A 14,269-nucleotide genomic window follows, 5' to 3' on the forward strand; every position below is an offset into this window, starting at 1 on the left:
TTTCCGTGAAAGGCAGTTTTTCGTGGGTTAATGTTTTATGGAAGGTTGGTGACAGGAAGCCGCAAGTGTGCCCCCGCGACGCAGAAATGCCCCTTGTTGGTCAGCGACGTCCTGCTCTCCCACGGACTCGCTCCGCAGTACCATCGGCGCTCGGGGGCTTAACTTCCGGGTTCGGAATGGGACCGGGTGTGCCTCCCCTGCCATGGTCGCTGACCAACAAGGGGCATTCCAGGGGTACGGCCGAGCCGTGCCCTCAGGGCCGCACAGCGTGACGTCCGACGGGCCTCGCGGCCCCCTCGGGATCGCATGTATGAAGAGAAGAGCTCGGCCGATTAGTACCGCTCGACTCAACGCCTCGCAGCGCTTACATCTGCGGCCTATCGAACTCGTGGTCTACGAGTGGCCTTACCGAAGGGAGAACTCATCTCGGGACTGGCTTCCCGCTTAGATGCTTTCAGCGGTTATCCGAACCGGACTCAGCTACCGGGCGATGCCGTTGGTCGACAACCCGTACACCGGAGGTCCGTCCACCCCGGTCCTCTCGTACTAGGGGCAGCCTCCCTCAGTTCTCCTACGCCCACGGAGGATAGGGACCGAACTGTCTCACGACGTTCTGAACCCAGCTCGCGTACCGCTTTAAATGGCGAACAGCCATACCCTTGGGACCTGCTCCAGCCCCAGGATGCGATGAGCCGACATCGAGGTGCCAAACCTTCCCGTCGATGTGGACTCTTGGGGAAGATCAGCCTGTTATCCCCGGAGTACCTTTTATCCGTTGAGCGACGGCCATACCACGCTGAGCCGCCGGATCACTAGAACCTGGTTTCCCATCTGCTCGACCTGTCCGTCTCGCAGTCAAGCCTGCTTATGCTCTTGCACTCAAAGGGACGGTTGCCGACCGTCCTGAGCAGACCTTACGTGGGCCTCCGTTACGTGTTAGGAGGCGACCGCCCCAGTCAAACTACCCACCTGACACGGTCCCCACGCCGGGTGACGGTCGCGGGTTAGGATGCCAGAACGTCGAGGGTGGTATTCCAAGGGCGACTCCCCAGAGACTGGCGTCCCTGGTTCAGCGTCTCCCACCTATCCTCTACACGACGAACCGGCAGCCAATGTCAAGCTGCAGTAAAGGTTCACGGGGTCTTTCCGTCCTTCCGCGGGTAAGTCGCATCTTCACGACTAGTGCAATTTCACCGGGTCCATGGTTGAGACAGCGCCCAAATCGTTACGCCTTTCGTGCAGGTCGGAACTTACCCGACAAGGAATTTCGCTACCTTAGGACCGTTATAGTTACGGCCGCCGTTTACCGGGGCTTGGATTCGCCGCTTCGCTCGCGCTGACGGCTCCTCGTGACCTTCCGGCACCGGGCAGGCGTCAGACCCTATACGTCGTCTTACGACTTCAGCAGAGTCCTGTGTTTTTGATAAACAGTCGCTTGGGCCTATTTACTGTGGCCGCCCTGGGCTCGGGGAGCAAGTCCCTCCACCCGAGGCGGCACCCCTTCTCCCGAAGTTACGGGGCAATTTTGCCGAGTTCCTTAACCATGGTTCTCCCGATCGCCTTGGTATGCTCTACCCACCCACCTGTGTCGGTTTGCGGTACGGGCCCCTGCGGGCTCCCTAGGGGGTTTTCTTGGAAGCATGGGCTCACTGGCTTCGCTCAGTCGCTTCGTCCGGCACCTCAGCCGTCGCGGGCGGCGCGTTTCACTACCGCCCAGCCTACGTGCCATCGCGGGGACGTCCAGAACCCCGTCCAGCTACCCTTCTCCGTCGCCCCATCGGTGATAGCGCCCGTTCGGGGGTGCAGGAATGTCGACCTGCTGTGCATCGGCTACGCCTTCCGGCCTCGCCTTAGCTCCCGACTGACCCTGGGAGGATTAGCCTCGCCCAGGAAACCTTGGGTTTACGGCGGGGGCGTTTTCCACGCCCCTCTCGTTACTCATGCCAGCATTCTCACTTCCGGCCGCTCCACCGCCGGTTGCCCCGACGGCTTCGCCGCGGACGGAAAGCTCCCCTACCACCAGGCTCGCGCCTGGTCCGCCGCTTCGGTGCCGTGCTTAGCCCCGTATATTGTCGGCGCATGTCCACTCGACCAGTGAGCTATTACGCACTCTTTAAATGGGTGGCTGCTTCTAAGCCAACATCCTGGTTGTCTGGGCAGACGCACATCCTTTGCCACTTAGCACGGACTTAGGGACCTTAGCGGGCGGTCTGGGCTGTTTCCCTTTCGAACACACAGCTTAGCCCACATGTTCTGACTCCCGGACTCTGGACCGGCGGTATTCGGAGTTTGATTGGAGTTGGTAGGCGGTGAGGCCCCCGCGTCCATTCAGTGCTCTACCCCCGCAGGTAAACGTCCGAGGCTAGCCCTAAAGCTATTTCGGGGAGAACGAGATATCTCCGGGTTTGATAGGCCTTTCACTCCTATCCACAGGTCATCCCCCCAGTTTTCAACCTAGGTGGGTTCGGCCCTCCACGGGGTCTTACCCCCGCTTCAGCCTGCCCATGGATAGCTCACCCGGCTTCGCGTCTACGGCGCGCGACTGCTCGCCCGGTTGGGACTCGCTTTCGCTGCGGCTCGCTTCGTGGCTTAACCTCGCCACGCACCGTAACTCGCTGGCTCATTCTACAAAAGGCACGCCGTCACGGGCACGAGGCCCGCTCCGACTGCTTGTAGGCAAACGGTTTCAGGTACTATTTCACTCCCCTCCCGGGGTGCTTTTCACCTTTCCCTCACGGTACTGGTCCACTATCGGTCACAGGAGAGTATTTAGGATTGGAGGGTGGACCCCCCAGCTTCCCACCGGGTTTCACGTGTCCGGCGGTACTCAGGAACCACTCGGCGGTCCTCGCGGATTCGCGTACGGGGCTCTAACCCTGTACCGCCGGCCTTCCCATGCCGTTCCGCTTCAGCGAGGTTTTGTAACCGCGCAGTGAGTGGCCCTACAACCCCGGCGGCGCTTGCGCGGCCGCCGGTTTGTCCTAGGTCCCCGTTCGCTCGCCACTACTAGGGGAATCTCGTTTGATTTCTCTTCCTCGGGGTACTTAGATGTTTCAGTTCCCCCGGTTGCCTCCGCCCAGCCTATGTGTTCAGCTGGGGGCGACGGGAAATGACTCCCGCCGGGTTCGCCCATTCGGAGATCCGCGGGTCGAGCGGGCATGTGCCCCTAACCGCGGCTTATCGCAGCTTGTCGCGTCCTTCGTCGGCTTCCTGTGCCAAGGCATCCACCGTTTGCCCTTACCATCTTCTCTTCGTTCGATGGCTCGAACATACACTTGTCGCGCCGGCGCGCTCGCGCGCCCCGGCGACGTCAGATGCGATCTTCTTTGAGGAAAATCTTTCGTCACGCTATGCAGCTCTCAAGGTACGGCCGGGGTGCCCCGGGGACCGGACACTGCGCGCCCCTGGGGGCGCGGCGAAGACTTCAGCGGGATGACGGGGCGTCCGTCATTCGACGTTACCTTCTTGGAAGTGTGTTCTCCCTAGAAAGGAGGTGATCCAGCCGCACCTTCCGGTACGGCTACCTTGTTACGACTTCACCCCCCTTACCAACCACACCTTCGGCGCCTCCCTCACGAGGTTGGGCCGACGACTTCGGGTGCAATCGACTCGGGTGGTGTGACGGGCGGTGTGTACAAGGCCCGGGAACGCATTCACCGCGGCGTGCTGATCCGCGATTACTAGCAACTCCGACTTCATGGAGGCGGGTTGCAGCCTCCAATCCGAACTGGGGCCGGCTTTGGGGATTCGCTCGGCGTCGCCGCCTGGCAGCCCATTGTGCCGGCCATTGTAGCACGTGTGCAGCCCAGGACATAAGGGGCATGATGACTTGACGTCATCCCCGCCTTCCTCCGGCTTGACGCCGGCGGTCTCGCATGGGTGCCCGGCCGAACCGCTGGCAACATGCGACGGGGGTTGCGCTCGTTGCGGGACTTAACCCAACATCTCACGACACGAGCTGACGACAGCCATGCACCACCTGTCTAGGCTCCTCTCGGCCACGGCGTTTCCGCCGCTTCACCTAGATGTCAAGCCCTGGTAAGGTTCTTCGCGTTGCTTCGAATTAAGCCACATGCTCCGCTGCTTGTGCGGGCCCCCGTCAATTCCTTTGAGTTTTAGCCTTGCGGCCGTACTCCCCAGGCGGGACACTTAATGCGTTAGCTGCGGCACGGAGGGAGGGTCCCCCCACACCTAGTGTCCATCGTTTACGGCTAGGACTACCAGGGTATCTAATCCTGTTCGCTCCCCTAGCTTTCGCTCCTCAGCGTCAGTTGTGGCCCAGAAGGCCGCCTTCGCCACCGGTGTTATTCCAAATATCTGCGCATTCCACCGCTACACTTGGAATTCCGCCTTCCCCTACCAAACTCAAGTCCGCCGGTATCGGGAGCGGGCGGGGGTTGAGCCCCCGGATTTGACTCCCGACCTAACGGACCGCCTACGAGCGCTTTACGCCCAATGAATCCGGATAACGCTCGCCCCCTACGTATTACCGCGGCTGCTGGCACGTAGTTAGCCGGGGCTTCTTCTGCAGGTACCGTCAGGTCTCCCCCTCGTCCCTGCTGAAAGCGGTTTACGACCCGAAGGCCTTCATCCCGCACGCGGCGTCGCTGCGTCAGGCTTTCGCCCATTGCGCAAGATTCCCCACTGCTGCCTCCCGTAGGAGTCTGGGCCGTGTCTCAGTCCCAATCTGGCTGGTCGGTCTCTCAACCCAGCTACCCATAATCGCCTTGGTGGGCCGTTACCCCACCAACGAGCTAACAGGCCGCGGGCCCATCCCTCGCCGTCTGGGCTTTCCCGCCGCCCCCATGCGGGGGCCGCGGAGTATCCGGTATTACCCACGGTTTCCCGAGGCTGTCCCGGAGCGAGGGGCAGGTTGCCCACGTGTTACTCAGCCGTTCGCCACTTTATGCACACCCGGAGGTGCTTTAACCGTTCGACTTGCATGTGTTAGGCGCGCCGCCAGCGTTCATCCTGAGCCAGGATCGAACTCTCCGTTCAGTGAGCGCCGGCCGAAGCCGGCGCCGATGCTCTGCTCGGCGGTCCGTCCCGTCTAAGATCCCGCTGATCTCGGATTCGCTGAAATTGACGTCTCTGTGTGTCAGAGATTCGAATTTCGCTGGTCTGTCTTCGTCGATCTCTCGATCGCAGTATCCGGTTCTCAAGGTACCCCCGCGCCGGGCCGCGGCCGTGGCCGCTCCGTCGCGCGGGGAATAACTATACGCACCCCGGGCGCCCGCGCGGGCGAGAAAGTCGCCGTCCACGTTTTCTGCACAATTCGGGGGGGGCGGGTGCTCGACTCGAGGCGCGGCGCATCGTTTTTACGATATGAGTGAGCCCATCCGTGCATTGGCGAGCGGACCGACCAAGCATTGAGGAGCGGCCGGATCTAGAAGGTCGGGCCTGTCCGAGGGGTCCGAAGCCCCTCTCTCCGCACGCTATCAAGCCAGGTCGCCTTGGCGAGGAATTTGCTTGAGGGTGATATGGTGACCACGCCTCCCGAGCGTTTGGAAAGGCGCATCGACGATGAGCGCTAGGGCCCTGCGGGTTGAAGCTGCAAATACGCCCAAATTCAACAGGAGAAACGTTGCAAAGCACGCAAGCACGGAGTGCATGCTGCTTGGGCTTGGCCACATCGACGGGTCGCGCCTGACGATCAATCACAGCGCCAACCTTATAGGCACCTACCCGAGGCAAACATCGTTGCTCCACACGCGCATCGAAGCAGGGGGCAATGAGCGGCTCACTGAGCAGAGAGGTCACGGAGGCGATGCACAGCCACCGGCGCAGAGCATGCCGGGGAACTCGCTAGACAATGCGAATGGGCGAGGCGCACCCCAAGCAGTCCAAGGCTCACAGCATGGCCAAAGCAGGCTACATCAACTTAGCGGTCGAATCACCAGAGGGCCGCCGAACACATAGCTTCCCGCCATTGCTTCGACGCAACCAGCGCTCAGCGCGCCTTCGCGAGAATGTCACAGTGCGCGAGGTGCAGGAAAGCGGGCTCGCATCGACGTCTCTGCCCAGCACTCGCTGTTGGGTGGTCGTCAGGCGCTGCAAACATGCGTCGGAACGAAGGGGCATGGCAGAGACCACCATCGGATTCCTGGGAAGGGCCTCACACCCTGTTGATGCGCAATAAGAAATGGTCCGAATGAGCACCGGTTTCTGAGCAACGCGTGCACCGAAAAATGAGCAGTTTGAGCATGAGGGCCGCGCCCCCTTGGACCAGGGGCGCGGCCCCCGCCGTATGGTTGTCCCGGGCGCGTGCTTTGGCGAGACCGCCCGGGAAGGATGGAGGAGATGACCGTGCCCCTGGATGTGAGAAATGATATACGCTCGATGGATGCGGAGGGGGTGCCGCGGGCCGAGATAGCCCGCAGGCTCCGGCTCAGCCGCAACACCGTCGCCAAGTACGCCGACATGGAGGACCTGTCGCCGGAGCCCCCCGCGCCCGCAGACAGGCCGCACCCGGCGATCGACCCGCACGCCGCCTGGATCGACGGGGTGCTCGAAGCCGACCTGGGCGCCCCGCGCAAGCAGCGCCACACCGCCAAGAGAATCTACGACCGGCTCGTCGAGGAGAGGCGCTACGAGGGCTCCTACTCCGCCGTGCAGCGCCACGTGCGCGAGTGGCGGCTCGCGCGGGCGGCGGGCGCGGGGGACGGCTACCTCGAGCTCGAGTGGGCGCCCGGCACCGCCCAGGCGGACTACGGCAACTTCGAGGCGGTGGTCTCCGGGGAGAGGCTGCGCCTGAAGCTCCTCGTCGTCTGCCTGCCCCACTCGAACGCGCGCTACGCCGTCGCCGGCATGTCCCAGCGCGCCGAGTGCATGTGCGCGGGGCTGGCCGGCGTCTTCGGGTGGATCGGGCGGGCGCCCCGCGAGCTCGTGCTCGACAACGCCACCGAGGCCGGGAGGCGCCTGCGCGGCGAGGTGACCGAATCCCACCTCTTCTCGCTGTTCCGCGCCCACTACCGAATGGGCAGCCGCTACTGCAACCCGTACTCGGGCAACGAGAAGGGGTCGGTGGAGAACGCGGTCGGGTTCATCCGCCGCAACCTGCTCGTCCCCGTGCCCGCGGTCGGCTCGCTCGCCGAGCTGAACGACCTGCTCAGGGACGGATGCGACCGCTTGAACGCCGCCTCGCGGGCGCGGGACGGCCGCCCGACCCCGGAGGTGCTCGCCGAGGACCTGGCCGCCATGCTCGCGCTGCCGTCGTCGCCCTTCGACGCCGTGCGCTGGGCGAGGTGCCGCGCCGACAAGCGCGGCGTGGTGACCATCGACGGCCGGGGCTACCTCGCCGGTCCCGCCTGGCACTCCCGGGAGCTCCTCTGCGGCGTCCGGGCGGACACGGTGGAGATCCTGGCGGACCGCGGGCGGCGGGTCGCGGTGCTCGAGCGCGCGTTCGGCGACGGGCCCGTCGTGCGCAACCCGCTCTCCCTCGTGCCGGCGCTCGTGGCGCGGCCCCGCGCCTTCGGCGAGTCCGTGATCAGGCGCGACATACCCGAGGCCCTCGTCCGGGCAATAGACTCCCTCGATGCGGCCGGCCGCCGCCGCGTGCTCAGGTCGATCGAGCGAGCGGCCGGCCCGTCCGGCTTCGACGCCGCCTGCTCCGCGGCGCAGATGGTGATCGAGGGCGGCCGGATCCCAGACGACGCGACCGTCGACGTGCTGGCCCGCAGGATGGCGGCCGGCGGCCCGGCCGCGGAGGGCGGCGCCGACCTGTCCGTGTACGACGGCTTCCTGAGAGGGGGCGAGGCCCATGCCTGCTAGCGGCGAGCTCGCGCGCAGGATCATGGAGGCGGGCAGGAGGTGCTCGCTCACGACCTCCGTGCTCGGCGAATGGGCGGCGGCGGGCAGTCCGAAGCAGGTCGAGTACCTCGCCTCGTACCTCGAGGCCGAGGCCGCCAGCCGCGGCGCCTCGAAGCGCGCGTCGCTGCTTCGGCGCTGCGGCCTTCCGGCGCCGAAGACCTTCGACGGCTACGACTGGTCGGCGGTGTCGTGGCCGGAGGGGCTCGGCCGGGAGGACCTGCTGTCGCTCGCCTTCCTGGACCGCCGCGAGGACCTGGTGCTGATGGGCGACGTGGGCACGGGCAAGACGCACATGGCGAGCGCGCTGTGCCAGCTCGCGTGCGACAGGCGGCTCGAGGCGCGCTTCTTCACCGCCTCGTCGCTCGTGATGCGCCTGAGGCGCGCCCGCGAGGAGGGCAGGCTCGACCGCGAGATGTCGCAGATCGCGCGGACCCGCCTGCTCGTGATCGACGAGCTGGGGTTCCTGCCGCTCGACGCCGACGGCGCGCGCCTCGTGTTCCAGGTGTTCGCCGACGCCTACGAGAGGCAGAGCGTCGTCATCACCACGAACCTCGAGTTCTCCCGCTGGGGAGGGGTCTTCGGGGACGACCAGATGGCCGCCGCCGTCATCGACCGCGTCGTGCACCACGGCAGGCTCGTCCAGTTCCGCGGCGAGTCGTACCGCGTGAGGCACGCGCTCATGCAGGACGGGTAGGTGCTCAAAAACCACCGCTCAGGCCGCGAGCTCATACTGCTCAATTCCCGATGCACATTCTGCTCAAAACTACTTGACTAAGCACAACACCCGAACTAACTCCCCAAATGAGCAGAGTGCGGCGATACACAAGACAAGGGGAAAGGCTCCTCGTTTTGCAAGGGAGACAGATATCCGACGCCTAGGACGCTCGCAAAGGGCGTAGCTGATCCGCGCAAGCCGTCGCCATCCCCAACGAATCGTTCACATGAGTCGACGGCCGACAAATATGGTGCGTAACGATTACGGACGCAAAAGCATCGTGGAACTAGCCAAACACTCCATGAAGCAGCATACGAAGCATGCGCCAGAACAATCGAAATACTGGCGAACCGCAGAGAGCGCACTACCCCCGCGCGTCTTCGGCAGTGAACTCGCCACAAGAAGCCCGCCCTCACCGTGCCCACACCGGCATCTCAAACGCCAGCGCACAGCGTCAGAGCACGGCGATCCACCACACTCGCGTACATCCTGGACCGCCAAGCGAGTCCCAAGCCCTTTCGCCTTCATAGGTCAGGAAATGCACCAGAGAAAGCTTGGAGGTTTGGGCCGGCACACGCCGACAACATACTCTCACAGAGGATCCGAGATCTGGGGAAGCACTTGCTCAGAAGCTTTGTGCTCAGTAGGCGATCGGGGCCCGGCGAGAGCCGAGCCGCCGCAACGCAAATCTCCACCCAATCCTCGGCGACGGCGCAAGTGTGCCCCCGCGACGCAGAAATGCCCCTTGTTGGTCAGCGACGTCCTGCTCTCCCACGGACTCGCTCCGCAGTACCATCGGCGCTCGGGGGCTTAACTTCCGGGTTCGGAATGGGACCGGGTGTGCCTCCCCTGCCATGGTCGCTGACCAACAAGGGGCATTCCAGGGGTACGGCCGAGCCGTGCCCTCAGGGCCGCACAGCGTGACGTCCGACGGGCCTCGCGGCCCCCTCGGGATCGCATGTATGAAGAGAAGAGCTCGGCCGATTAGTACCGCTCGACTCAACGCCTCGCAGCGCTTACATCTGCGGCCTATCGAACTCGTGGTCTACGAGTGGCCTTACCGAAGGGAGAACTCATCTCGGGACTGGCTTCCCGCTTAGATGCTTTCAGCGGTTATCCGAACCGGACTCAGCTACCGGGCGATGCCGTTGGTCGACAACCCGTACACCGGAGGTCCGTCCACCCCGGTCCTCTCGTACTAGGGGCAGCCTCCCTCAGTTCTCCTACGCCCACGGAGGATAGGGACCGAACTGTCTCACGACGTTCTGAACCCAGCTCGCGTACCGCTTTAAATGGCGAACAGCCATACCCTTGGGACCTGCTCCAGCCCCAGGATGCGATGAGCCGACATCGAGGTGCCAAACCTTCCCGTCGATGTGGACTCTTGGGGAAGATCAGCCTGTTATCCCCGGAGTACCTTTTATCCGTTGAGCGACGGCCATACCACGCTGAGCCGCCGGATCACTAGAACCTGGTTTCCCATCTGCTCGACCTGTCCGTCTCGCAGTCAAGCCTGCTTATGCTCTTGCACTCAAAGGGACGGTTGCCGACCGTCCTGAGCAGACCTTACGTGCGCCTCCGTTACGTTTTAGGAGGCGACCGCCCCAGTCAAACTACCCACCTGACACGGTCCCCACGCCGGGTGACGGTCGCGGGTTAGGATGCCAGAACGTCGAGGGTGGTATTCCAAGGGCGACTCCCCAGAGACTGGCGTCCCTGGTTCAGCGTCTCCCACCTATCCTCTACACGACGAACCGGCAGCCAATGTCAAGCTGCAGTAAAGGTTCACGGGGTCTTTCCGTCCTTCCGCGGGTAAGTCGCATCTTCACGACTAGTGCAATTTCACCGGGTCCATGGTTGAGACAGCGCCCAAATCGTTACGCCTTTCGTGCAGGTCGGAACTTACCCGACAAGGAATTTCGCTACCTTAGGACCGTTATAGTTACGGCCGCCGTTTACCGGGGCTTGGATTCGCCGCTTCGCTCGCGCTGACGGCTCCTCGTGACCTTCCGGCACCGGGCAGGCGTCAGACCCTATACGTCGTCTTACGACTTCAGCAGAGTCCTGTGTTTTTGATAAACAGTCGCTTGGGCCTATTTACTGTGGCCGCCCTGGGCTCGGGGAGCAAGTCCCTCCACCCGAGGCGGCACCCCTTCTCCCGAAGTTACGGGGCAATTTTGCCGAGTTCCTTAACCATGGTTCTCCCGATCGCCTTGGTATGCTCTACCCACCCACCTGTGTCGGTTTGCGGTACGGGCCCCTGCGGGCTCCCTAGGGGGTTTTCTTGGAAGCATGGGCTCACTGGCTTCGCTCAGTCGCTTCGTCCGGCACCTCAGCCGTCGCGGGCGGCGCGTTTCACTACCGCCCAGCCTACGTGCCATCGCGGGGACGTCCAGAACCCCGTCCAGCTACCCTTCTCCGTCGCCCCATCGGTGATAGCGCCCGTTCGGGGGTGCAGGAATGTCGACCTGCTGTGCATCGGCTACGCCTTCCGGCCTCGCCTTAGCTCCCGACTGACCCTGGGAGGATTAGCCTCGCCCAGGAAACCTTGGGTTTACGGCGGGGGCGTTTTCCACGCCCCTCTCGTTACTCATGCCAGCATTCTCACTTCCGGCCGCTCCACCGCCGGTTGCCCCGACGGCTTCGCCGCGGACGGAAAGCTCCCCTACCACCAGGCTCGCGCCTGGTCCGCCGCTTCGGTGCCGTGCTTAGCCCCGTATATTGTCGGCGCATGTCCACTCGACCAGTGAGCTATTACGCACTCTTTAAATGGGTGGCTGCTTCTAAGCCAACATCCTGGTTGTCTGGGCAGACGCACATCCTTTGCCACTTAGCACGGACTTAGGGACCTTAGCGGGCGGTCTGGGCTGTTTCCCTTTCGAACACACAGCTTAGCCCACATGTTCTGACTCCCGGACTCTGGACCGGCGGTATTCGGAGTTTGATTGGAGTTGGTAGGCGGTGAGGCCCCCGCGTCCATTCAGTGCTCTACCCCCGCAGGTAAACGTCCGAGGCTAGCCCTAAAGCTATTTCGGGGAGAACGAGATATCTCCGGGTTTGATAGGCCTTTCACTCCTATCCACAGGTCATCCCCCCAGTTTTCAACCTAGGTGGGTTCGGCCCTCCACGGGGTCTTACCCCCGCTTCAGCCTGCCCATGGATAGCTCACCCGGCTTCGCGTCTACGGCGCGCGACTGCTCGCCCGGTTGGGACTCGCTTTCGCTGCGGCTCGCTTCGTGGCTTAACCTCGCCACGCACCGTAACTCGCTGGCTCATTCTACAAAAGGCACGCCGTCACGGGCACGAGGCCCGCTCCGACTGCTTGTAGGCAAACGGTTTCAGGTACTATTTCACTCCCCTCCCGGGGTGCTTTTCACCTTTCCCTCACGGTACTGGTCCACTATCGGTCACAGGAGAGTATTTAGGATTGGAGGGTGGACCCCCCAGCTTCCCACCGGGTTTCACGTGTCCGGCGGTACTCAGGAACCACTCGGCGGTCCTCGCGGATTCGCGTACGGGGCTCTAACCCTGTACCGCCGGCCTTCCCATGCCGTTCCGCTTCAGCGAGGTTTTGTAACCGCGCAGTGAGTGGCCCTACAACCCCGGCGGCGCTTGCGCGGCCGCCGGTTTGTCCTAGGTCCCCGTTCGCTCGCCACTACTAGGGGAATCTCGTTTGATTTCTCTTCCTCGGGGTACTTAGATGTTTCAGTTCCCCCGGTTGCCTCCGCCCAGCCTATGTGTTCAGCTGGGGGCGACGGGAAATGACTCCCGCCGGGTTCGCCCATTCGGAGATCCGCGGGTCGAGCGGGCATGTGCCCCTAACCGCGGCTTATCGCAGCTTGTCGCGTCCTTCGTCGGCTTCCTGTGCCAAGGCATCCACCGTTTGCCCTTACCATCTTCTCTTCGTTCGATGGCTCGAACATACACTTGTCGCGCCGGCGCGCTCGCGCGCCCCGGCGACGTCAGATGCGATCTTCTTTGAGGAAAATCTTTCGTCACGCTATGCAGCTCTCAAGGTACGGCCGGGGTGCCCCGGGGACCGGACACTGCGCGCCCCTGGGGGCGCGGCGAAGACTTCAGCGGGATGACGGGGCGTCCGTCATTCGACGTTACCTTCTTGGAAGTGTGTTCTCCCTAGAAAGGAGGTGATCCAGCCGCACCTTCCGGTACGGCTACCTTGTTACGACTTCACCCCCCTTACCAACCACACCTTCGGCGCCTCCCTCACGAGGTTGGGCCGACGACTTCGGGTGCAATCGACTCGGGTGGTGTGACGGGCGGTGTGTACAAGGCCCGGGAACGCATTCACCGCGGCGTGCTGATCCGCGATTACTAGCAACTCCGACTTCATGGAGGCGGGTTGCAGCCTCCAATCCGAACTGGGGCCGGCTTTGGGGATTCGCTCGGCGTCGCCGCCTGGCAGCCCATTGTGCCGGCCATTGTAGCACGTGTGCAGCCCAGGACATAAGGGGCATGATGACTTGACGTCATCCCCGCCTTCCTCCGGCTTGACGCCGGCGGTCTCGCATGGGTGCCCGGCCGAACCGCTGGCAACATGCGACGGGGGTTGCGCTCGTTGCGGGACTTAACCCAACATCTCACGACACGAGCTGACGACAGCCATGCACCACCTGTCTAGGCTCCTCTCGGCCACGGCGTTTCCGCCGCTTCACCTAGATGTCAAGCCCTGGTAAGGTTCTTCGCGTTGCTTCGAATTAAGCCACATGCTCCGCTGCTTGTGCGGGCCCCCGTCAATTCCTTTGAGTTTTAGCCTTGCGGCCGTACTCCCCAGGCGGGACACTTAATGCGTTAGCTGCGGCACGGAGGGAGGGTCCCCCCACACCTAGTGTCCATCGTTTACGGCTAGGACTACCAGGGTATCTAATCCTGTTCGCTCCCCTAGCTTTCGCTCCTCAGCGTCAGTTGTGGCCCAGAAGGCCGCCTTCGCCACCGGTGTTCTTCCAAATATCTGCGCATTCCACCGCTACACTTGGAATTCCGCCTTCCCCTACCAAACTCAAGTCCGCCGGTATCGGGAGCGGGCGGGGGTTGAGCCCCCGGATTTGACTCCCGACCTAACGGACCGCCTACGAGCGCTTTACGCCCAATGAATCCGGATAACGCTCGCCCCCTACGTATTACCGCGGCTGCTGGCACGTAGTTAGCCGGGGCTTCTTCTGCAGGTACCGTCAGGTCTCCCCCTCGTCCCTGCTGAAAGCGGTTTACGACCCGAAGGCCTTCATCCCGCACGCGGCGTCGCTGCGTCAGGCTTTCGCCCATTGCGCAAGATTCCCCACTGCTGCCTCCCGTAGGAGTCTGGGCCGTGTCTCAGTCCCAATCTGGCTGGTCGGTCTCTCAACCCAGCTACCCATAATCGCCTTGGTGGGCCGTTACCCCACCAACGAGCTAACAGGCCGCGGGCCCATCCCTCGCCGTCTGGGCTTTCCCGCCGCCCCCATGCGGGGGCCGCGGAGTATCCGGTATTACCCACGGTTTCCCGAGGCTGTCCCGGAGCGAGGGGCAGGTTGCCCACGTGTTACTCAGCCGTTCGCCACTTTATGCACACCCGGAGGTGCTTTAACCGTTCGACTTGCATGTGTTAGGCGCGCCGCCAGCGTTCATCCTGAGCCAGGATCGAACTCTCCGTTCAGTGAGCGCCGGCCGAAGCCGGCGCCGATGCTCTGCTCGGCGGTCCGTCCCGTCTAAGATCCCGCTGATCTCGGATTCGCTGAAATTGACGTCTCT

At 63.3% G+C, this 14,269-nt stretch carries 2 protein-coding genes and 6 rRNA genes; 2 read left to right on the forward strand and 6 right to left on the reverse strand.

The features are described 5' to 3' along the window. Nucleotides 1–98: 98 nt before the first annotated feature. The 3 genes from rrf (BQ7106_RS06865) to BQ7106_RS06875 form a co-directional block, all read right to left on the reverse strand. Nucleotides 99–214: ribosomal RNA gene (gene rrf, locus BQ7106_RS06865) — 5S ribosomal RNA — on the reverse strand. Nucleotides 215–312: 98 nt separating this feature from the next. Then, nucleotides 313–3,251 (reverse strand): 23S ribosomal RNA (locus tag BQ7106_RS06870). A gap of 235 nt (nucleotides 3,252–3,486) precedes the next feature. Next, a 16S ribosomal RNA gene (locus BQ7106_RS06875) occupies nucleotides 3,487–4,998 on the reverse strand. Together the 16S, 23S and 5S rRNA genes form the textbook arrangement of a ribosomal RNA operon. A gap of 1,302 nt (nucleotides 4,999–6,300) precedes the next feature. On the opposite strand from BQ7106_RS06875, the gene istA reads away from it, so the two are divergent. Both istA and istB read left to right on the forward strand, forming a co-directional pair. Then, on the forward strand, nucleotides 6,301–7,770 hold the full coding sequence (gene istA, locus BQ7106_RS06880; RefSeq protein ID WP_072375410.1) for an IS21 family transposase: 1,470 nt from the start codon (nucleotides 6,301–6,303) through the stop codon (nucleotides 7,768–7,770). After that, nucleotides 7,760–8,503 carry an IS21-like element helper ATPase IstB gene (istB, locus tag BQ7106_RS06885; RefSeq protein WP_083526953.1) on the forward strand — a complete coding sequence of 248 codons (744 nt, stop codon included), beginning with the start codon at nucleotides 7,760–7,762 and terminating at the stop codon, nucleotides 8,501–8,503. The genes istA and istB overlap by 11 nt, the downstream gene beginning before the upstream one ends. Before the next feature lie 771 nt (nucleotides 8,504–9,274). On the opposite strand, the gene rrf (BQ7106_RS06890) is transcribed toward istB, so the two are convergent. The 3 genes from rrf (BQ7106_RS06890) to BQ7106_RS06900 form a co-directional block, all read right to left on the reverse strand. Continuing rightward, nucleotides 9,275–9,390: ribosomal RNA gene (gene rrf / locus BQ7106_RS06890) — 5S ribosomal RNA — on the reverse strand. A gap of 98 nt (nucleotides 9,391–9,488) precedes the next feature. Continuing rightward, a 23S ribosomal RNA gene (locus BQ7106_RS06895) occupies nucleotides 9,489–12,427 on the reverse strand. A gap of 235 nt (nucleotides 12,428–12,662) precedes the next feature. After that, nucleotides 12,663–14,174 (reverse strand): 16S ribosomal RNA (locus BQ7106_RS06900). Between the last annotated feature and the right edge of the window lie 95 nt (nucleotides 14,175–14,269).

Origin of the sequence: Thermophilibacter mediterraneus (assembly GCF_900119385.1) — a bacterium.
GTDB classification, from domain to species: Bacteria; Actinomycetota; Coriobacteriia; order Coriobacteriales; family Atopobiaceae; genus Thermophilibacter; species Thermophilibacter mediterraneus.

What these genes read in the sequence shown, in the direction of transcription:
- istA (WP_072375410.1), top strand. Translation starts at nt 6,301, where the DNA reads ATGACCGTGCCCCTGGATGTGAGAAATGATATACGCTCGATGGATGCG.
- istB (WP_083526953.1), top strand. Translation starts at nt 7,760, where the DNA reads ATGCCTGCTAGCGGCGAGCTCGCGCGCAGGATCATGGAGGCGGGCAGG.